The 18,544-nt window shown below is 55.5% G+C and carries 23 protein-coding genes; 22 read left to right on the top strand and 1 reads right to left on the bottom strand.

From position 1 onward, the window contains the following. The first annotated feature begins 556 nt into the window (after positions 1 to 556). The 12 genes from EH206_RS19490 to EH206_RS19435 all read left to right on the top strand — a co-directional run bounded on the left by EH206_RS19490 (position 557) and on the right by EH206_RS19435 (position 9,104). Complete coding sequence (locus EH206_RS19490; RefSeq protein ID WP_009114261.1) at positions 557 to 1,021, top strand: STY4534 family ICE replication protein; 465 nt, start codon at positions 557 to 559, stop codon at positions 1,019 to 1,021. A 69-nt stretch (positions 1,022 to 1,090) separates the two neighbouring features. Next, positions 1,091 to 1,633 carry a single-stranded DNA-binding protein gene (locus EH206_RS19485; protein ID WP_009114260.1) on the top strand — a complete coding sequence of 181 codons (543 nt, stop codon included), beginning with the start codon at positions 1,091 to 1,093 and terminating at the stop codon, positions 1,631 to 1,633. Positions 1,634 to 1,649: 16 nt separating this feature from the next. After that, on the top strand, positions 1,650 to 1,886 hold the full coding sequence (locus tag EH206_RS19480; RefSeq protein WP_009114259.1) for a DUF4160 domain-containing protein: 237 nt from the start codon (positions 1,650 to 1,652) through the stop codon (positions 1,884 to 1,886). Next, complete coding sequence (locus EH206_RS19475) at positions 1,867 to 2,139, top strand: DUF2442 domain-containing protein (RefSeq protein ID WP_009114258.1); 273 nt, start codon at positions 1,867 to 1,869, stop codon at positions 2,137 to 2,139. Before EH206_RS19480 ends, EH206_RS19475 begins: the two co-directional genes overlap by 20 nt. A gap of 151 nt (positions 2,140 to 2,290) precedes the next feature. After that, entirely contained in the window at positions 2,291 to 2,914 is a 624-nt protein-coding gene (gene pilL2 / locus EH206_RS19470; RefSeq protein WP_009114257.1) for a PFGI-1 class ICE element type IV pilus protein PilL2, read from the top strand. Further along, positions 2,899 to 3,684 (top strand): hypothetical protein, encoded by a 786-nt coding sequence (locus EH206_RS19465; RefSeq protein ID WP_232216529.1) that lies wholly within the window; start codon positions 2,899 to 2,901, stop codon positions 3,682 to 3,684. Before pilL2 ends, EH206_RS19465 begins: the two co-directional genes overlap by 16 nt. A gap of 10 nt (positions 3,685 to 3,694) precedes the next feature. Beyond that, positions 3,695 to 4,417 (top strand): TIGR03759 family integrating conjugative element protein, encoded by a 723-nt coding sequence (locus EH206_RS19460; protein WP_009114255.1) that lies wholly within the window; start codon positions 3,695 to 3,697, stop codon positions 4,415 to 4,417. Then, positions 4,396 to 5,064 (top strand): transglycosylase SLT domain-containing protein, encoded by a 669-nt coding sequence (locus EH206_RS19455; RefSeq protein ID WP_009114254.1) that lies wholly within the window; start codon positions 4,396 to 4,398, stop codon positions 5,062 to 5,064. Before EH206_RS19460 ends, EH206_RS19455 begins: the two co-directional genes overlap by 22 nt. A 2-nt stretch (positions 5,065 to 5,066) precedes the next feature. After that, positions 5,067 to 5,591: an integrating conjugative element protein gene (locus tag EH206_RS19450; protein WP_009114253.1), complete on the top strand. Its 525-nt coding sequence runs from the start codon at positions 5,067 to 5,069 to the stop codon at positions 5,589 to 5,591. Next, a complete protein-coding gene (locus tag EH206_RS19445; protein WP_009114252.1) occupies positions 5,588 to 6,214 on the top strand; it encodes a restriction endonuclease in 627 nt (208 codons plus the stop codon). The genes EH206_RS19450 and EH206_RS19445 overlap by 4 nt, the downstream gene beginning before the upstream one ends. A 42-nt stretch (positions 6,215 to 6,256) precedes the next feature. Continuing rightward, positions 6,257 to 8,362: a type IV conjugative transfer system coupling protein TraD gene (gene traD / locus EH206_RS19440; RefSeq protein ID WP_009114251.1), complete on the top strand. Its 2,106-nt coding sequence runs from the start codon at positions 6,257 to 6,259 to the stop codon at positions 8,360 to 8,362. After that, complete coding sequence (locus tag EH206_RS19435; protein ID WP_009114250.1) at positions 8,346 to 9,104, top strand: TIGR03747 family integrating conjugative element membrane protein; 759 nt, start codon at positions 8,346 to 8,348, stop codon at positions 9,102 to 9,104. The genes traD and EH206_RS19435 overlap by 17 nt, the downstream gene beginning before the upstream one ends. Positions 9,105 to 9,311: 207 nt before the next feature. Here EH206_RS19435 and EH206_RS19430 read toward each other — a convergent pair whose 3' ends face one another. After that, complete coding sequence (locus EH206_RS19430; protein WP_009114249.1) at positions 9,312 to 9,881, bottom strand: DUF7000 family protein; 570 nt, start codon at positions 9,879 to 9,881, stop codon at positions 9,312 to 9,314. Positions 9,882 to 10,104: 223 nt separating this feature from the next. Here EH206_RS19430 and EH206_RS19425 point away from each other — a divergent pair, with 223 nt between their 5' ends. From EH206_RS19425 to EH206_RS19380, 10 genes are all read left to right on the top strand, one after another. Next, positions 10,105 to 10,437 (top strand): integrative conjugative element protein, RAQPRD family, encoded by a 333-nt coding sequence (locus EH206_RS19425; RefSeq protein ID WP_009114248.1) that lies wholly within the window; start codon positions 10,105 to 10,107, stop codon positions 10,435 to 10,437. Continuing rightward, positions 10,437 to 10,679, top strand: a complete 243-nt coding sequence (locus tag EH206_RS19420; RefSeq protein WP_009114247.1) for a TIGR03758 family integrating conjugative element protein — start codon at positions 10,437 to 10,439, stop codon at positions 10,677 to 10,679. Before EH206_RS19425 ends, EH206_RS19420 begins: the two co-directional genes overlap by 1 nt. Positions 10,680 to 10,715: 36 nt before the next feature. Continuing rightward, a complete protein-coding gene (locus EH206_RS19415) occupies positions 10,716 to 11,081 on the top strand; it encodes a TIGR03745 family integrating conjugative element membrane protein (protein ID WP_009114246.1) in 366 nt (121 codons plus the stop codon). An 11-nt stretch (positions 11,082 to 11,092) separates the two neighbouring features. Further along, a complete protein-coding gene (locus tag EH206_RS19410) occupies positions 11,093 to 11,458 on the top strand; it encodes a TIGR03750 family conjugal transfer protein (protein ID WP_009114245.1) in 366 nt (121 codons plus the stop codon). Continuing rightward, positions 11,455 to 12,126, top strand: a complete 672-nt coding sequence (locus EH206_RS19405; protein WP_009114244.1) for a PFL_4703 family integrating conjugative element protein — start codon at positions 11,455 to 11,457, stop codon at positions 12,124 to 12,126. The genes EH206_RS19410 and EH206_RS19405 overlap by 4 nt, the downstream gene beginning before the upstream one ends. Next, positions 12,123 to 13,028: a TIGR03749 family integrating conjugative element protein gene (locus EH206_RS19400; RefSeq protein ID WP_009114243.1), complete on the top strand. Its 906-nt coding sequence runs from the start codon at positions 12,123 to 12,125 to the stop codon at positions 13,026 to 13,028. The genes EH206_RS19405 and EH206_RS19400 overlap by 4 nt, the downstream gene beginning before the upstream one ends. Continuing rightward, on the top strand, positions 13,015 to 14,508 hold the full coding sequence (locus tag EH206_RS19395) for a TIGR03752 family integrating conjugative element protein (protein ID WP_009114242.1): 1,494 nt from the start codon (positions 13,015 to 13,017) through the stop codon (positions 14,506 to 14,508). The genes EH206_RS19400 and EH206_RS19395 overlap by 14 nt, the downstream gene beginning before the upstream one ends. Positions 14,509 to 14,612: 104 nt before the next feature. Next, the gene (locus EH206_RS19390) at positions 14,613 to 15,032 is read left to right on the top strand and encodes a TIGR03751 family conjugal transfer lipoprotein (RefSeq protein ID WP_009114241.1); all 420 of its coding nucleotides are present in this window, start codon (positions 14,613 to 14,615) and stop codon (positions 15,030 to 15,032) included. After that, on the top strand, positions 15,032 to 17,887 hold the full coding sequence (locus tag EH206_RS19385; RefSeq protein ID WP_009114240.1) for a conjugative transfer ATPase: 2,856 nt from the start codon (positions 15,032 to 15,034) through the stop codon (positions 17,885 to 17,887). Before EH206_RS19390 ends, EH206_RS19385 begins: the two co-directional genes overlap by 1 nt. After that, complete coding sequence (locus tag EH206_RS19380) at positions 17,884 to 18,285, top strand: hypothetical protein (protein ID WP_040343405.1); 402 nt, start codon at positions 17,884 to 17,886, stop codon at positions 18,283 to 18,285. The genes EH206_RS19385 and EH206_RS19380 overlap by 4 nt, the downstream gene beginning before the upstream one ends. Positions 18,286 to 18,544 lie beyond the last annotated feature (259 nt).

The raw sequence follows: 18,544 nt of genomic DNA, 5'->3' as shown, positions 1-18,544 counted from the left end.
CCGGTCAGCGGCCTCCACACTCAGGTTGGTTGACAAGGCGCATGCGACTCCGTGAAAAACGCGCCGGGACACTAGGTTCCTCCCCGGAGTCTGTTTGATTATATGAAAGGTTAAGGTACCGACCCCAGGGCGTTGATTTTCGGATCAACGCCGTTTTTATTTTTATCGCCCGCAAAACTTATTATTAACGTTGACACTCACATAACTTGCATTAAAAATGAACAGGCTTACTTGTTGTCTTCGGACAACCAGCCAATGCTTCCGCACTCTGTGAGAAGCGCCTTCGGGTGAGTGCCAACCAATGTTTCAGCGGTCTGTGAGAAACGCCTTCGGGCGATCGCGAATATCCTTGTAGCCTGAAAGAGGATGCCCTTGTGGTGGTAACTCCGTTTAACCTTTGAGAACGGGGATCACTCAACAGTGATGAAGGTCCATTTCACAATCCAGACTGTCTGCATTGACGTACGACTTTGCAGACTCCCGACGGGAAACACTTTTCCCGTCGGGGAAGGTGTCTTTCTCCGTCACCGAATCTACACTCCATGGAGAAAACATCATGTCTCAAGCGCAAAACACGTCCAACAAAACTGAATATTTCAACCTGACCATTAAAGGAATGGGGTATCTCAGCAATGTTCGCCAGGTCAATGGTTCTAACGGCACCTTTATCAGCTGTGTCATCAACGGACTTTCTGGTCCGACCGATAACGCCAGTTATACGCGTTTCGATGTCACGGTCGCCGGTAAAGAAGCCAGCAGCCTAATCAATCGTTGTCAAAAGTCGGTTGATGAAGACAAAAAAGTCCTGATTGGGTTTGTGCTCAGCAACCTGAAAACGGACATTTTTACGCTCAACAGCGGTGAACATGCCGGTGAACAACGTGTCAGTCTGAAAGCCCGCCTGATCAAGGTCGATTGGATCAAAATCGGCCAGGAGAAGGTTTATCAGGCTGAGAAATCTGACTCCACGCCGCCTCAGCAAGGTTCTGCTCAGCAACAATACGCAGAAAACTCCTTCTGATAACGCCCTCTACGCCCCGCATGTTCTCGGGGCGTTTTTCCCTTTCTTATTCCCTATGAGGATTCGATTATGGCGTCTCGCGGCGTAAATAAAGTCATTCTTGTCGGTTTTCTTGGTCAGGATCCTGAAATCCGTTACCTGCCAGCCGGTAGTGCAGTAGCAACATTGTCACTGGCCACTTCCGAAACCTGGCGTGATAAACAATCTGGTGAGCAGAAGGAAAAAACGGAATGGCACCGTGTTGTGCTGTTCGGCAAACTGGCTGAAATTGCCGGTGAGTACCTGCGTAAAGGGTCACAGGTCTATATCGAAGGCCAGCTCCAGACCCGTAAATGGCAGGATCAGAGTGGTCAGGACCGCTATTCAACCGAAGTCGTGGTCAGTATGGGGGGAACGATGCAGATGTTGGGCGGTCGTTCCCAGTCAGCAAACTCTGGTCAACGTGCTCAGGGAGGATGGGGACAGCCCCAGCAGCCAACGCACAGCGGTTCCGCGCCTCAACAGCCTCAATCCCAATCAGGAGGAAATGAGCCTCCGATTGATTTTGAAGATGATATTCCGTTCCTTGGGTTTGGTTACGGAATAGCGAAATCAGCTATTCATGCTCTTTGATTGTCAGGAGATCACTATGCCGACAATTCTCAGAGTGGACGGTTTTCGCTTTTACTTTTACAGCCATGAACCGAATGAGCCTGCGCATGTCCATATTGATAAGGGTAATGCAACGGCTAAAATATGGTTACATGATGGCAGTGTTGCGCGTAGTGTGGGGTTTGCTTCACATGAACTGCGCGTGCTACAACGTTTGGTCGCTGAACACCAGACACTTTTACAGGAGGCCTGGAATGCTTACTTTGCGCAATGAGAACGATCTGCGTGTAATGAACGTCCATATCGATGATGATCGTCTGACGGTCGATTTGATGGATGGCCGTTCCATTTCAGTCCCTCTGGCCTGGTATCCTCGTCTCGCGGCCGGCACTCAGGCTCAACGTGAAAACTGGGAGCTATGTGGTGCGGGTTTAGGCATACACTGGCCAGATCTGGATGAGGATTTAAGTACGGAAGGACTGCTGTTAGGAGCGAGAGGCGTTAATCGTTCCCCCTCTTTAACGTAGTCCCTTTATTTTAATCCTCTTCACCTAACAAAACGCTGACCTTCGGGTTGGCGTTTTTTTTTGTTTTGCAAAAAGAGTTGTTAATTGAGGGCGGTGGGCGGTAACCGCACAGTGACACCTGTCAATTGTCACTGAACAGGAAACCATCCGGATGAAAAAAACACTCGTCATCACTTCCCTGGCGGCCATCATGCTGACAGGGTGCGCCCCCCGGCAACCTTTGCAACAACGTGATGTTTCATCAGTCACGCCGCCTGTCACCGTTACCCGTAATGTGCAACCGGTTAGCCCGGATGTTTATGCCCGGGCGCCGGAAGTGGTTCGTTATGACCGCTATTTACTGGTTAGCACCGATCCTGCTTCCGTCCAGCGCGATCCGCTCTCCCAGATTATCGATATTCGCATCCCGGCGTCGGTTAAACCGACGGTGGCGGATGCCTTGCGTTATGCCCTGCGCCAGTCGGGATACTCGCTGTGCGCCACGGGGCCGGCAAACGGTGTGCTGTACCGACAGGCTCTGCCGGCTGTTCAGTACCAATTAGGGCCAATGCGTTTACGTACCGCGTTGCAGGTACTGGCGGGGCCCGCGTGGCAGCTTGACGTGGACGATGTACAGCGTGTCGTTTGCCACAGCCTGCGCGACGGGTACCAATTGCCGGCCACGCAGCTGCCGCCGGCGACGGTTGTCTCTTCCCCGATCAGCGCACCAGCGACGTCTATTGCGCCGCCGCCAGTAAAACCCGTACCGGCAACGGCAGGATGGCTGAAAAAATGACAGAACAAAAGGAACACATGCCCCGGATGACCGCGCCTCAAAAAGGTCTCCTTCGCAGCAAAACATTCTGGGGACTCACCGGAGGCGCATTGATTGTCCTCATGATGGGCATGGCAGGCAGTCATGCGCTTAAGGGCGTTAATCAACGCGTTGCACAACTGGAGCAGGCTCAGAGAAACCTGTCGCCACAAGACGATGTAACGTCTTTACGCAACACGCTGGGGGCGCAACAGCAGCAAGTCGCCATGTTGGAAAGCCGCCAGGCGCAATTCGAGAGGAAACTTGCGGCAATCATCAGTAACGCAGCACTGCCGCAGCAGTTGCAGGCGCAACTGGAGGCTCAGCAAGCGGATTTGAACGCTTTGAAAGATGACCTCGCCGCATACAAAAAGTCGGCGTCATCAGCCCCGACACCAACGACTGATACCCCGGCAAGCTCAACTGGCGCATCGACAAAACCCTCAACATCCGTCCCCGCCGCGCCGTCTGCGACGGCCAAAATCATCCCAAAGCATCCGGCTACGCCGATTAAATCGCCTGCACGAGCAGCAGTACGCGTGGCGCGAAAAGCGCCTTTTGTGCTGACGGGGATTGAGCGGCGAGGTACTGCCGCATTCGCCGCTGTGGCACCGCTGGAGTTCAGTGATTTATCCCAGGTGCGTTTAATTGGCGAGGGGGAGTCAGTATCGGGTTGGCAGTTGGTCAGCTCCGGGATTGGGCAGGCTACATTCCGCGTGAATGGCCGTCTGCAGACACTCAACGTGCAGTGAGGAATGTTAGATGAGACCAAAAAACACGGTTTTTATCCTGTCGGTACTGATTCTGACCTGTGGTTCGGCTCACGCCAGGATCCAGACTGTAAACAGTCAGGGACAGGATGTTTCCAGGCAGGAAACCGCGCAAAGCACTTCTCAGGATATCCAGAAACAGGCCAGCCAGTGGGGGCTGAATGCCGAGGATTACCAGCGATACCAACAATTAATGGATGGCCCCCGCGGTATGCAGTCACCCGGGCTCGATCCATTAACGGCGTTGGGCATTGAGGCACGAACTGACACTGAACGAAAAAAATATGCCGAACAATGGGTCAGGCAAGAATTTGCCCGTACCGAGAAGGAACTGAAGTTTCAGCGGGAGGTGGATGCCGCCTGGCAACGCCTGGGGGTATTGTCGGTAAACATGGGGAATGCGGCGGGGATTGCGCATGATACCGGCGGCCGTCTGGCCCTGTTTGTTAAGGCTAAGGATTGCGTCCCGTGCGATGCGCGTCTGGCGGCGGTTCTGGCGGACAACCGACCTGTCGATATTTACCTGGTCGACAGCCATGGCAACGACAGTTTGCTGCGTGACTGGGCCAGGGAGCATCACATTCCCGTTGATAAGGTGCGCGCGCGCCAAATTACGCTCAATCATGACGGTGGCCGCTGGATGAAATTCGGCAACGGCCTGATGCCGGTTGTGTTGCAACAGGGGGAAAACGGATGGACTATTGCCGCGTTCTGACCCTGGCGCTGTCAGTGGGGTGTGGGTTACCGGTTTGCGGACAGGCCGCTATCGCACAAGATATCCCGGCCGGTTACCGCGAAGTGGCTATGCGCCACGGAGTGCCGGCGGAATCGCTCTATTCGGTGGCGCTGGCTGAAACCTCGATGGCGCCCAAAAGCATTTCCTCTGTTACCCGGGGAGCCGGCCAGCCTCCTTCGGTCGAACGTCCCTGGCCATGGACCATCAATGTCGCCGGGAAAGGTTACCGATATGCCAGCCGTCTGCAGGCCTGGGAAGCCCTGCAGAGTTTCCTGAAAACGCATCCGCGTAAACGCATTGATGTCGGCATTGCCCAGGTAAACCTGGGCTGGAATGGTCACCATTTTACGTCGACCTGGGAGGCATTTGACCCTTATACCAACCTCAACGCTGCCGCGAGCATTCTGCGAGAGTGCTATGACCGTAATCCGGGGAGTTGGCTGGCGGCTGCTGGCTGCTATCACCATCCCGCCGGCGGCGCCCCTGCCGCCCGTTACAAATCCATCGTGAAGACCAAGCTGGCACGGATTAACGCCGGAACGACGGCTCCCGCCATCGTGACCCGTACGACGACAATGCCGGTGCAGACCGCGGCGTTGACCTGGATAGAGCCACGGAGCCAATAATTATGCGTAAAGTGAATTTTCTGTTGTTCGGATTGAACCTGGTGACGGCCACAGCGTTAGCCAATTTGAACGTCATTGCCGATGTAGGGGGTGATGATGCCGCACCCTATTTTGAGGGGATCAATCGCCAGGACGTGCGGCCTTCTCCCCCTGTGGAACCGCCGCTCCCGTTGTCTGCGCCTGAAACGGAAACGGCGATGTTGCCAGTGATCACGCCGGAGCTGACTCCGGGGAACGTCGCCTCACGACCGCTGAATCTACCGGGCATCGGCGCCTTGTTTATTGTGGGGGATGACGCCGCCTCCCGTGCCTGGCTGCAGGCAAATGCGAAAAGCCTGAAGTCCCGCCGTGCCGCCGGATTGGTGGTGAACGTCAGCCACTTTCCGGGGCTTCAGTCACTGCGTGAAATGGCCCCCGGAGTGCCTATGGCGCCGGCGTCAGGCGGTGAGCTGGCGCGCCGTTTGCAGTTTAGCCATTATCCGGTGCTTATCACGGACTCCGGGTTGTCGCAGCAGGTGACCCCATGATGCCGGCGCCACACCTGACCGCTGAATTGATGGCCAATCCATTGCTGACGACGCTGTTGGTCGGGTTGTTTATCGGGGTTATGGTGACGCTGAATCTGCGCGGTTGCCAAAAGGTCAGCGCAAGGCGTCACCGTCGTTACAGGGCAAAGGCTGAGCGGGTGATTCAGCGTTTGCCGCAATTATCTGGCGATGCGCAACGCCTGGCTTACCTGCGTAAAATCAACCCCTATGTGTTTGAAGAGTTGTTATTGCTCGCTTTTGAGCGCCAGGGATATCCGATCGTTCGCAATGCTTCATACAGTGGCGACGGCGGGCTCGACGGGCAGGTGTTTATCGCCGGTCAGCGTTACCTCATCCAGGCCAAACGTTACGGTAAAACGATCACCCCGGCCCATATTCAGCAGTTCGGGGCGTTGTTGCTGCGAGAATGCTGCGGCGGCTTCTTTATCCATACCGGACGCACCGGCGAACTCAGTCGGTCATTATTGCGCGCCCATCCTCAAGTTCAGCTGATAAGCGGGCAGCGCCTGCTGGATCTGCTGAATGGTAAAGCGTCCTGGGATGAGGTTTCCTTCACCCCTTTTAAATCCCAACGGAGTCAATCCGATGCGTCTTCCCTTTAATCTGTTGCCGGTGCAGTGCCGGTATGGATGGAGAAAAAAACGATGAGTAATCGCCATGTGATGGAAGCGCTGCTGCGTCCTGCGGTGGAACTCAATACGGCAATTGTCGCCGGCGCCGCTGCCGGGATTTGTTTTGTGGCGCCCTGGTCGGTGGCATTGGCGCCGTCGGTCAGTTATGTCACCGCCAGTGGCTTCGCAGTTCTGTCGGTTATTCGGGCTCGTCAGGGCATGAAAGTGATCCGTTACCGCCGTAATCTGCGCCGCTTGCCCCGTTATGTCATGACCAGCGCGCAGATCCCCGTCAGCCGGCAACGGCTTTTCCTTGGCAAAGGTTTTCGCTGGCAACAGAAACATACCCAGCGCTTGATGGATACGCGCCGACCGGAAGTAGAGAAGTATGTCCTGCCGCCAAAACTTTATCAGATGGCGCGGCGTCTGGAACTGCAAACCGAATACAACATGCCGTGGTTGTCCCGGTTGCTACGAACCGATTCGCCGCTGAATCCGGTCCGGCCTTTACCGCCGGTGGGGGGCAATCCGGCAATCCATGGCATTGAGCCGGATGAGCTCGACGTCTCGATGCCGCTTGGTGAACGTGTCGGCCACTCCCTGGTACTGGGCACGACGCGAGTCGGTAAAACCCGCCTGGCTGAACTGCTGATCTCCCAGGACATCCGCCGCGGCGATATCACCATCGTGTTCGACCCAAAAGGCGATGCGGACCTGTTACGCCGAGTTTGGGCTGAGGCCCACCGCGCCGGTCGAGGGGATGAGTTGTATATATTTCATCTTGGGTGGCCGGATATCTCTGCACGTTATAACGCGGTCGGCAGGTTTGAGCGTGTTTCGGAAGTGGCGGGCCGAATTTCCGGGCAGTTAAGTGGGGAGGGGAACAGCGCCGCGTTCCGCGAGTTTGCCTGGCGGTTCGTCAATATCGTTGCCCGCGCCCTGGTCGCTCTGGGCCAACGCCCTGACTACACCCTGATCACCCGTTATGTGAATAACATTAATGAACTTTACGAGACCTATGCGCATAAGGTTATCGAGGAACGGATGCCGGCGCTACTGCAGCAGATTGATAACAGCCTGCAGGTGCTGACGGAAGATGATGTGCCGCGCAACATGCAGGGCCAGCCGAACGCGATAAAAATCATGGCGGTGGAAATGGCGTTGAGCTCTGACATTGGCAAGCAATTGTATGATCCCATCCTGGATGGTTTGCGCTCGGCCGTACGTTATGACCGCACATACTTTGACAAAATCGTCGCTTCATTGCTGCCGTTGCTGGAGAAGTTGACGACCGGCAAAACCGCTGAATTGTTGGCGCCCGATTATACGAACATGGCCGATCCGCGACCTATTTTTGACTGGGAGCAGGTCATCCGCAAGCGCGGCATTGTTTATGTCGGATTGGATGCGTTGTCCGATGGCGTGGTGGCCTCCGCTGTCGGTAACAGCATGTTCGCTGATCTGGTATCCGTGGCCGGCCATATCTATAAACACGGTATGCATGGCGGACTGCCAACCCGAGCCGACGGCAAGCTGCCGATAAACCTGCATTGTGACGAGTTCAATGAATTGATGGGGGAAGAGTTTATCCCGCTAATCAATAAGGGCGGCGGCGCCGGTATTCAGGTGACAGCCTATACGCAAACCGAGTCAGACATCGAGGCTCGTATCGGCAGTGCGGCCAAAGCGGCCCAGGTCACCGGTAACTTCAATACTTTGATTATGTTGCGCGTGCGTGAGCAGCGGACGGCTCAGTTACTGACATCACAATTGCCGGAGGTGGAGGTGTATACCAAAACCCTGGTATCCGGTCATGCAGACACCGCTGATGTTGAGAAAGGGCAGGATTTTACTTCCAGCACCCAGGATCGTGTCAGCACAGTGAAGACGCCGTTACTGGCGCCGGCTGATGTGATTAATCTGCCCAAAGGCCAGGCGTTTGCTCTGCTGGAAGGCGGGCAGTTATGGAAAATCCGCATGCCTTTGCCCAGCGGCGACGGTGATGATGTGCTGATGCCCGCTAACCTGCAGAAAATTGCCGAGGAGATGAGGCGTAACTACCGGACCAGTGAGTCCTGGTGGTCGGCAAGTCAGATCATGCCGGATACGGTAGGGAGAACGCATGTCGCAAACGGATAATACTCAGCCACAGCAACCTGTGCCGCCGCGAAAACACGGATTGATTTACAACGTGTTGTGGGGCTGGCCCTGGACATTGATTGGGATGTTCCTGGCTTCGCTCTTTGTGAGTCTGGTGATCGAATATGTCGGCATGGTGTTCTTCTGGTCAGAGCTGGGTGCGTCGCACAGTGAGGCGGTGATGCATACGGAAATAGGGTATTTGTCATCGGAATTTACCCGCAGCCTGCTGTTGTCGGAACCGTCGATCACCCTGGTTCGCTGGATCAGCGCGGCCTATCAGTGGGCATTTGTCGACAGCGGCTTTCTGGCGTGGATCCATCGCGCTTATGAGACACAAGCGCACAGCCAGAACGCGATAGCCAGAGAACTGAACAACTGGAGTGGTCAACTGGCTAATTCTTTGCAGGATTTCCTGCTGGCGGGCATGTATGTCACGGTGATCGCCCTGGTCCGGGTCACGATACTGGTGCTCTCTATTCCGCTGTTTGTGTTGGTGGTGCTGGTTGCATTGACCGAAGGGATGGGGCGGCGTGATATTCGGCGTTACGGCGCCGGGTATGAATCGAGCTTTGTGTATCACCATGCGAAACGGATGGTGAAACCCGCTGTTTACATCCCCTGCATGCTGTATCTGTCCTGGCCAGCGGCGGTGTATCCCAACCTGCTGTTGTTGCCGGCAGCGATTCTGTTGGGGATCGCGGTGACTGTGACCACCGCATCTTTCAAAAAATACCTCTGATCTCAGGCTGTTATTCGGGCTGGACGGCGACGTGCAAAACTTGTTTTTGTGCGCCGCCGTCAGCAGACAAGCGCGAAAAGCGGCGCGTCAGTGGTTGTGTAATCGCATTACTCCATAATAGGTGTCGACCAGCCCTCAGTAATCGGAAAATAAAGCGTAGAGCAACTTCCAGATTTTGATCCCAAAGCGAGACTCGTGTATAGCTAATCAATATGATTTGTTCTCCGTGTCAAAAACTTTGAGGCTGTCAAGCACAGTCTCTGAGACACGCAACGCTTCTTTTTTTATCATTTCTGTGAGTAGATCAGCATCTGTAAAATCTGGTGATTCGACAAGTATCGTCTCCAAAACACTGTATTGAGGCATTTCGGTACGTTCGGCATTCCACTGACTGTTCTTTAGCTTGCTCCAATACGCTTTTTGGACAGTTGCATTTTGCCCCATCAACCACAACTCGAAGCGTAGGGCCTTATGGTTCAGGACAATGCCAAAGCGTAGCTTCCGTTCTCGCAAATAACCATCAAAGAACGGAAAGTAGGTAAAGTCCATATATCCCGGTGATACGTTCCCACAAGAGAACTTATCGGTAAGGCTACTTGTGAAATACACTTTTAGGTGCATCACATACCGCAGTAGATATTGATATGCTTTCTGGATATCCCCTTGTTCAAGTTGAACTTTGTATATGGCGATACTTTTATCTATATTTTGTATATCACTGTTAATGTTAGTCGCAGAAGATGTGTCGAGTATTTGGTGCTTATTTTCGTCAATCATGGTTCCATCCCATCGTCTTTGGCAGGCTGTTACTTGAGCGATTTCGTTAGCAGAAAGTTGCTAGGGCGGCAGCCCAGCTTAGCATGCTTTATTTTCCGTTTTTGAGATGAGCCCATACAGTTTTTCCCCGAAAATTATCAAAAACCCATAAAGAGTTATCCGCTGACCTTCCTCGCCTGATACCGCACTCTAACAGCACCCTAAATCACTAAGGAGTGCTCGTATGCCTATCCCCGTTGTGACCCTTCGTGTCGGCGTCGGCTGTGTGCTGGGCCTGACTCTGCTGACTGCGCTGCCAGCCCTGGCATCTGAAAAGGACGAGCTGGCGTCTGCCCAGCGCATGCTGATTCAGGTGCAGTCGGCGCTGGAGCGTGCTCGTGTCGCCGCTGTTCAGGCGGATCCGTCGGAACAAGGCCGTTTTTACTTTGACTATCAACGCGCCACGTCCGACCTCAAAACCATCAATGCCGGTATCGATCGCTACCTGGAGCCGTCCCGTGCGCAACCGCGCGACGTCGGCGCTGTTGCCGGCAAGTACCGCCGGGAGCGCCCCTGATGGCCATGAGTAGCGCACAGGAGCAGGCCTTCAACGCCGCCAGCGGCGGAGTTGAAATCAATATCCTTTCGTTGATTTGCATCGGCGGGTTACTGGCGACGCTGTTCTTGTGGGCGGCTTGGGCATTGGTTGATGTCTGGCAAGGGTGGAGTAACGAGAACGTGCGTAACAGCGCGCTGATTCATTTCGGCGTCAGGCTCGTTCTTTTGTTGGTTATCTCAACCTGGATGTTCGCCAGTTGAATGTGTTGTTTTTTCTTATCGTAAAAGGAATCTCTTATGAACGCTGTTGTAGGTCTTTTTCGTCATCTTTCCGCGCGGCTGGTGGTGGCGACGTCACTGTTGTATGCCGCTGTCCAACCGGCACAGGCCGCATTACCCACTGTTGAAGCGCCGTCTACCGGCAGTGGCGGTGGTCTGATGTCAACCATCAAAGGCTATTTCCAGGATGGGATCGTCGTCATTGGCCTGGTTGCCGCCGCGGTGGCCTTCCTTATCGTCGCCAATGCGGCCATTCACACCTTTGCGGAAGTTCGTGACGGTAAAGCGAACTGGGCCAAATTTGGCGCCATCGTGCTGGTCGGTGTCGTGTTGTTGGTCATCGTTATCTGGCTGGTTGGCAAATCTGCCGAAATTCTGTTCTGAGGTCGCAGACGATGCAGACTATCCGTTTTTTACCCGATCGCCTCAACGCTGAACCGGTGGTTTTCCGGGGATTTACCACCCCGGAGATGGGGCTGGCGGCGCTGGCCGGTGTGGGACTGGGTCTGCTTGTGTCGCTGCCGTTTCTTCCGCTTGCCGGCTGGGTCGTTGTCCCCACCGGCATGCTGGTGATGCCACTCCTTGTCATCTGGTTTGGTGGCAGCCGGCTGACGCGCCTCAAGCGCGGTAAACCGGAGAACTATATCTGGCAGCGTCTCGAGGAGCGCAAACGTCGCATAGGGTGGGGCGACCCCACCCTCATTATCGACAAACAAGGCTGGTCGTTGCGGCGCAGCCGAGTGGTTAAGAGGTCAACATGAGCCGTTTCCGTCATGCGGTAAAAAACCGTGACCAGCATATTCTCACGTTGCGTATAGCCTGCGGCGTGCTGGTCTTCTTCGTTCTGGTGGCCAGCGTCGGCTGGATGCGGGTGCCGGATAATCTCACCATCCATAATCCTCCTGACTTGCGCAGCGGCTCTACCCGCGCCTGGTGGGAAATACCGCCCTCCACGGTGTACAGCTTCGCATTCTATATTTTCCAGCAACTCAATGCCTGGCCGAAAAACGGCGAGGTAGATTACCCGGCAAAAATTAACACGCTCTCTGCCTACCTGACGCCATCGTGCGAACGTTTCCTGCAGGCGGATGCGAAAAAACGCAGTGATAACGGCGAGTTGACCGGCAGGACGCGTGTGGTGTTCGAAATCCCGGAACATGGCTACAACGGGCGCTATAACCAGGATCCGGTAACGGTCGAGGGACGGGACAACTGGATTGTGCGCCTTGATCTGGTGGCCGATGAGTCGTTTGCCGGGGAGCCGGTGAAGCGCGCGCTGACACGCTATCCGCTGAAAATTGTTCGCTGGGAAGGCGATCCGGAACGTAATGAGTTTGGTATGGCGCTGGATTGCTACGACGGTATCCCACAGCGCCTGGCCGTCGCACCGCAAGAACCCGCGCCGGAGAAGAAAGGAGTGTTCCAATGATCAACGTACGTGTATTGGCGCTTGCCCTTGGTTTATTACCGCTGACGGCGACGTTTATCGCACCGGCTGCCCATGCGGATGAGTTGATGAAGTGGGAGCGTATTCCTCTGCCAATCCCGCTGGCCGTGGGTAAGGAGCGGGTATTGTTCGTCGATAAAAATGTGCGCGTGGGTTTCCCGCCGGCGCTGAACGATAAGTTACGCGTGCAAAGCAGCGGTGGCGCGGTATATCTGAAAGCCGACAGCGCCTTTCCGCAAACCCGGCTGCAGTTGCAGGACGTGGAGAGTGGTGAATTCATTCTCCTTGATGTTACTGCCGAAGAAAATGGCCCCACCGAGCCGGTGCGTCTTGTTTACAGCGGCGATGTAACATCGGTCAGCAGTGATAAAGACAATGCCGTCGCCACTGGCGAAGAAAGTTCGACTCCCGGCGCTGATAACGGTACCCAGACGAAACGCAAGCCGGTGAAATATAACGCCCCGCTTCCGATTGTGCTGACACGCTATGCGGCGCAAAGCCTGTACGGTCCTGTGCGAACGGTTGAAGCGGTACCGGGTATTCATCCGGTTAACCCTCACCTGCCAAAACGTATCACCACGCTGTACCCGTCAGAGCCGGTGGCGGTCACGCCGCTGGGAGGATGGGGGATTGGCCGTCGCAATGTCGTCGCGCTCAAGGTGCAAAACACCGCCAGCCGCAAGATCGTTTTGGATCCACGCAACCTGCAGGGACAGTTTGTGACGGCGACATTCCAGCACCGCTTCCTCGGTCCGGTCGGCACGCCGGAGGACACGACTACGCTGTATCTGGTCACGGCCGGGCGTCCGGACGGCGCTTTTGTTGCCGAGCCAACCGTTGTGCGTAAAACGGTGAAGAAAGGAGGCGATCATGGCGAGCGTTAAATCCAATATGCTGCCCAAGGTGATAGTGGTCGGGGTACTGGCGGCTGCGATTGTTGTCGGGCTGAAAAGCTGCGGTGGTAACAAATCACCCGAAAAAAACCAGCACGATCAAAGTGTGCTGGCCAACTTATCTCCCGAAGAACTGCATGCGCTGGGGGTTGAAGGCGATACCCCGGAGGACACGCTACGCACCCTGGTCGGTACGTTACGCACCACGCGTACTCAGCAGGCGGAGTTGCAGAAAAATATCGATAATGTCCTGAAAGAAAACGAGGAATTGCGCAAGCGTAATCAGAATGTTTCGGGTCAGGTGAGCGAGGCGGTTGCCGGGTTCCAGAAACAGGCACTGCAGCGTCAGCAGCAGCTCCAGCAGGAGCAGCAGACTCTGATGGGTAAAATTCAGAGTCTGACCGATCAGTTGGCCAACAATAAGGATAAGAAGAAAAACGACTCAGATATCCCGTTAGGGCTGGGGCTGGACGGAATGGGTGCCAGTGATGGGCGCGCCGAACCTGGACAGGACGGCCTGATGTGGGTGAACCCCAAAGATCAGCAAGAACCCGATCCGCGCAATACCAACAGTGCGAAAGAAGGGCCTCAGTTCCCGACCTCTTTCCTGGCTGATAATGCTTTAACCCGTCAAAAAGCCGCGTATGAGCAGCAGGTAAAGGGCCACACCCATGAAAAAGGGGAGGAGGAGAACGCTGAGCCGGTATATACCCTGCCGGAGAATGCCACATTGGTGGGTAGCCGCGCGATGACCGCGCTGTTGGGACGGGTGCCAATCAACGGTACGGTCACCGATCCCTACCCGTTTAAATTGCTTATTGGCAAAGACAACCTGACGGCCAACGGCATTGAACTGCCGGACGTCGAAGGTGCCGTCGTATCAGGCACCGCCAGCGGCGACTGGACGCTGTCCTGTGTGCGTGGCCAGGTCAACAGCATTACGTTCGTGTTTGCGGATGGCACGATTCGTACGTTGCCGAAAGCCAACGCCAATACCGGCAGCAATAACAGCGGCGGCGCTGGCAACGGCAAGGATGTAAGCACCAATGCCGGTATTGGCTGGATCTCGGATGACAATGGTATCCCGTGTATTGGTGGCGAACGTAAGTCCAATGCCTCGACCTACCTGCCTACCATTGCTGCCCTTTCCGGCGCCAGCGCCGCCGGTGACGCATTCAGTCAGGGGCAGTACACCTCGCAAAATAACGTCAACGGTATCACCTCCACCATGACGGGCAGTGCCGGCCAGGCTGTTCTGGGCAAGGCGCTGTCCGGCAGTATGAAAGAAACGGCCGACTGGGTGCGTGAGCGTTACGGGATGATGTTTGATGCCATTTATGTGCCTCCGGGTCAGAAGCTGGCTATCCATATTACCCGTCAACTGGCGATCGATTTTGAGACCCAGGGACGTAAGGTGCGTTATGACGACTTCAGTCTGCCGGACTCCGGCACGCCAGGCGGACTGGATTAACGAGGAGAATGCCATGTTTTCTATCCGGTACATGTTGTTTGTTTTGGTTGTTTCTTTGCTGTGTGTCGTGGTCATTGATGGGTTGTTTCGGAGGTACGTTAAACATGCGTAAACGATATTTATCAGCCATATTTCTTATGCTTGCGAGTGGTCTGGTGCTTCAGGGGTGTTCCACATCGAAAGAAGAAATGCTGCCAGCGGGCGACAGCACGATGCTGGAATTGTGGCAGGGAGAAGATGGTGGCGGCTCCACGCGCCATGCGGTGGCCGCCCGGGACAGCCTGCGGCGTCCGCTTACGGAGAACGAGCAGCAGTCAACCCTGACAGACGATCGCAGCTACAGCCGTACGCAGGAAAATGAAATCAGCCAGCAGTTCCCGCGGCTGCCGAATCCCGACCTGGTGATGTACGTGTTCCCGCATCTTGCGGACGGTAACGCGCCGGTGCCGGGGTACAGCACCGTATTCCCGTTCTACAGCCAGGTGCAATATGCGATGCCGGGTGAGCGGACGGAGGCCTACTGATGCGATTTCCTCTGTTTGATCAAAAGCGCCTGATACGAAAAAGTCCGGCGCTTCCCGCTGATGATACGACCGGCCCGCTCACTTCCGCTGAGGAAGGTGTTTCCCTGATCGTCGCCGGGCGAGAGGCGCTGACGCGATCGGGAAAAATGACGATTGATGATGAAAAGCAGTTGTATCACGCCAATCCATCCATCATTGATTATCTGCCCTGGGCGGAATTTTTAGATCGCGAGCAATGTATTTTGCTCGATGACGGCGTTTCCGTGGGCGCGGTATTTGATGTCACGCCTGTGGCGACAGAAGGGCGTACTGACGACCGCCTTGAGCAGATGCGCGACACGGTCGAGGATGCGCTGCAGGATTCGTTCGATGAACATGACGAAAACCCCTGGGTGGTACAGTTTTTCTGCCAGGATGAAAACAATGTCGAGGCCTATATCGACCGGCTCAGAGCCTACGTTAAACCCCATGCACAGGGCAGTAAATTGTCCGAGTCCTGGCTAAGAGAGACAGAGCGACATCTGCGTGGGATTGCCCGTCCGGAGGGGCTGTTTAAAGATACGCTTATCACCGATCAGCCATGGCGGGGCCAGCAGCGGCGCACCCGCATGGTGATCTATCGCTGGATTGGAAAAAATAACGCGGATCCGATGCCGCCAATCGCGATGCTCGATCAGGCCTGTGAACGTGTCACCGGCGCCCTCGCCGGCGCCGGTGTCATCTGCGTGCGGCAGAACGGGGCGCAGGTCCATGACTGGCTGTTTCGTCATTTTAATCCGAGTCCGGACTGGGTGAGTAAAGAGACCCTGTACCGGGAGGCGGCCTATTTTGACCGTCGTGATACACCGGAAGGCGAGATGCCGGTGATGAACGATTTTGCTGAAACATTATGGTTTACGCCGCCGCGGTCCGATCCGGACAACGGTGTCTGGTGGTTCGATAATCAGGCGCATTGCGCCATTCCGGTCGAGAAATTGCGCCGCCCGCCGGAGCCGGGCACGATCACCGGGGAAATGAAACGCGGTGAGAAGAAAATCAATGCGCTGATGGATTTGTTCCCGGAAGGGACGATGGTGTGTATGACCATCGTGGTGCAGCCGCAGGATACGCTGGAGAACGATTTCAACAAGCTGTCTAAGAATGCTGTCGGCGAAAATACCGAGTCCGGGCGCGTGCGTCAGGATGTGGCGCAGGTGAAGGAATACCTGGGCAATCGCCACAAATTGTACCGCGCCGGCATCACGTTCCTGCTGCGAGCCGGCGACCTGAATGCACTCAACCACAAACGCGTGGAACTGACTAACGTGTTGCTCGGCGCCGGCCTGCAGCCCATTCGTCCCGAATTTGACGTGGCGCCCCTCAATACCTATTTGCGGGCGCTGCCGATGTGTTTTAACCCGGAGACGGACAAAAAACACTGGTATACCCGCCTGACCTGGGTACAACACCTGGCTGGCTTGTTGCCGGTAACCGGGCGTGAGACCGGTACCGGCAACCCGGGGATGAGCTTTTTCAACCGTGGCGGCGATACGCTGACGGTCGACCCGCTGAACAAGCACGATCGCAGTCAGAATGCGCACATGTTGTATTTCGGTCCGACCGGCGCCGGGAAATCCGCGACGCTGTGCGCGGTAATGTCTCAATTGATGGCGATACACCGTCCACGTTTGTTTATTGCGGAAGCGGGCAACAGTTTTGGGCTGCTCGCCGATTATTATGAAAACCAGGGGCTCAGCGTCAATAAAGTGAGCATCAAACCGGGTAGCGGCGTGTCACTGCCGCCGTTCACCTATGCACATAAATTGGTTGAAGAAACCGCCCTGAACCTGGATGAAAACGATCTGCCGGATCTTGATGCTGACGACGAAGATGAGGACAAGCGTGATTACCTGGGCGAAATGGAAATTTCGGCGCGCATGATGATCACCGGTGGGGATGAGAAGGAAGAGGCTGAACTGAAACGCGCCGACCGCGCGATGATCCGTGAAGCATTGCTGATGGCGGCACGCCAGACGTATGAAGAGGGGCGTCAAATGTTGCCGACCGACCTGCAGAAGGCGCTGTATGACATCTCCAAAGATGACGGCAACGATGTGCGTAATGCGCAACGGCGGGCAAAAGCCGCCGAAATGGCGGAATCGCTGGGGATGTTCACACAGACAGGCAGCTTTGAAGCCGAACTGTTCAATCGTGAAGGCAGCCTGTGGCCGGAGGCGGATGTGACGCTGATCGACCTGGGCCATCTGGCGCGGGAAGGCTATGAAGCACAAATGGCGCTGACCATGGTGAGCCTGACCAACACCATCAACAACATTGCCGAACGAGACCAGTACTCGGAGCGGGATATCGTGTTTGCCGTGGATGAAGCGCACATCGTGACGGTGAACCCGCTGTTGGCGCCGTACATGACCAAAATCGTCAAAATGTGGCGTAAGCTCGGCGCGTGGCTGTGGCTGGCCACGCAGAACCTGAAAGACTTCCCGGACATCGCCGAGAAGATGCTGAACATGGCGGAATGGTGGGTTTGTCTGACGATGCCGCCGGAAGAGGTCAACGATATCGCCCGATTCAAGGCGCTGACGGATGAACAAAAGGCGGTATTGCTGTCCGCCAGTAAACTGTCCGGCTGCTATACCGAAGGGGTGATACTGTCGAAAAAAGTGGAGGCGCTGTTCCGGGCTGTCCCGCCCAGCCTGTACCTGGCACTGGGTATGACCGAAAAAGAGGAAAAAGCTGAGCGTCGCGCGCTGATGCAAAAATTTGGCTGCAGTGAGCTGGAAGCCGCCCGCAAAGTGGCGCAAAAGCTTGACCGCCTGCGCGGGTTGCTGACAGACGAGGGGGAAGAGGCTGCATGATGACACTGAAATACCCCGCTCTCGCTGTTCGTCCGCATAACCTGTATCGGGAGCCGTCTCTGTTTACCCTGCCGCCCCAGGGGGGGGCCAGTATCAGTGAAACCGATGCCCGGGCGCTGGATGTATTTTGTCAGGCTATCCGCGATCGGCTGTCGGGGCCGGTCTCATTGACCGCGCACCCTCATCGGATTGGAAGTCGCACCAGTGTGGCGCTGCATCTGGAAGGCCGTCTGGGGCGGTGCATCGATGTCCTGATAACGGTGACCGGCAATACCCTGTGGCCACAGCCTGAGGAATACAGCCATCCACGCTGGTACATCACCGTCCCGGATGCGGCCGACGTGGTGTATCTGCTGCTCCATCTGAGTGATATGTGCGAGCGATTTCAGGTGAATTAGTGCTTGGGTGTACTTTATTTCTGATAGCGATTTGAATGTTATAGAGTTCGTTGCACCGGCCTGATGGCCGGTTTTTTTTACTGGCAATGTCCCGCAGTGGCGGGCATCGGCTTTCTATCCGTCGAAAGGCACATCGATTGTTATTGAATCGCCCCTGATAGTTGTACTGGCTCATACTCATGCTTAATCCGTGACATATTTCTACTTTGGGTTCAATTAGGTCCGACTGTCAGTTCAGGGCGTGAAGCGGACGTTGCTC

Source organism: Brenneria nigrifluens DSM 30175 = ATCC 13028, from assembly GCF_005484965.1.
Classification (GTDB): Bacteria; Pseudomonadota; Gammaproteobacteria; order Enterobacterales; family Enterobacteriaceae; genus Brenneria; species Brenneria nigrifluens.
This window is presented reverse-complemented; position numbering and strand designations above follow the sequence as displayed.

Coding starts and splice junctions, on each gene's coding strand:
- pilL2 (WP_009114257.1), top strand. CDS start 2,291: ATGAAAAAAACACTCGTCATCACTTCCCTGGCGGCCATCATGCTGACA.
- EH206_RS19465 (WP_232216529.1), top strand. CDS start 2,899: ATGGCTGAAAAAATGACAGAACAAAAGGAACACATGCCCCGGATGACC.
- EH206_RS19480 (WP_009114259.1), top strand. CDS start 1,650: ATGCCGACAATTCTCAGAGTGGACGGTTTTCGCTTTTACTTTTACAGC.
- EH206_RS19485 (WP_009114260.1), top strand. CDS start 1,091: ATGGCGTCTCGCGGCGTAAATAAAGTCATTCTTGTCGGTTTTCTTGGT.
- EH206_RS19425 (WP_009114248.1), top strand. CDS start 10,105: ATGCCTATCCCCGTTGTGACCCTTCGTGTCGGCGTCGGCTGTGTGCTG.
- EH206_RS19475 (WP_009114258.1), top strand. CDS start 1,867: ATGCTTACTTTGCGCAATGAGAACGATCTGCGTGTAATGAACGTCCAT.
- EH206_RS19410 (WP_009114245.1), top strand. CDS start 11,093: ATGCAGACTATCCGTTTTTTACCCGATCGCCTCAACGCTGAACCGGTG.
- EH206_RS19405 (WP_009114244.1), top strand. CDS start 11,455: ATGAGCCGTTTCCGTCATGCGGTAAAAAACCGTGACCAGCATATTCTC.
- EH206_RS19415 (WP_009114246.1), top strand. CDS start 10,716: ATGAACGCTGTTGTAGGTCTTTTTCGTCATCTTTCCGCGCGGCTGGTG.
- EH206_RS19385 (WP_009114240.1), top strand. CDS start 15,032: ATGCGATTTCCTCTGTTTGATCAAAAGCGCCTGATACGAAAAAGTCCG.
- EH206_RS19450 (WP_009114253.1), top strand. CDS start 5,067: ATGCGTAAAGTGAATTTTCTGTTGTTCGGATTGAACCTGGTGACGGCC.
- EH206_RS19445 (WP_009114252.1), top strand. CDS start 5,588: ATGATGCCGGCGCCACACCTGACCGCTGAATTGATGGCCAATCCATTG.
- EH206_RS19380 (WP_040343405.1), top strand. CDS start 17,884: ATGATGACACTGAAATACCCCGCTCTCGCTGTTCGTCCGCATAACCTG.
- EH206_RS19400 (WP_009114243.1), top strand. CDS start 12,123: ATGATCAACGTACGTGTATTGGCGCTTGCCCTTGGTTTATTACCGCTG.
- EH206_RS19430 (WP_009114249.1), bottom strand. CDS start 9,881: ATGATTGACGAAAATAAGCACCAAATACTCGACACATCTTCTGCGACT.
- EH206_RS19395 (WP_009114242.1), top strand. CDS start 13,015: ATGGCGAGCGTTAAATCCAATATGCTGCCCAAGGTGATAGTGGTCGGG.
- traD (WP_009114251.1), top strand. CDS start 6,257: ATGAGTAATCGCCATGTGATGGAAGCGCTGCTGCGTCCTGCGGTGGAA.
- EH206_RS19420 (WP_009114247.1), top strand. CDS start 10,437: ATGGCCATGAGTAGCGCACAGGAGCAGGCCTTCAACGCCGCCAGCGGC.
- EH206_RS19460 (WP_009114255.1), top strand. CDS start 3,695: ATGAGACCAAAAAACACGGTTTTTATCCTGTCGGTACTGATTCTGACC.
- EH206_RS19455 (WP_009114254.1), top strand. CDS start 4,396: ATGGACTATTGCCGCGTTCTGACCCTGGCGCTGTCAGTGGGGTGTGGG.
- EH206_RS19435 (WP_009114250.1), top strand. CDS start 8,346: ATGTCGCAAACGGATAATACTCAGCCACAGCAACCTGTGCCGCCGCGA.
- EH206_RS19390 (WP_009114241.1), top strand. CDS start 14,613: ATGCGTAAACGATATTTATCAGCCATATTTCTTATGCTTGCGAGTGGT.
- EH206_RS19490 (WP_009114261.1), top strand. CDS start 557: ATGTCTCAAGCGCAAAACACGTCCAACAAAACTGAATATTTCAACCTG.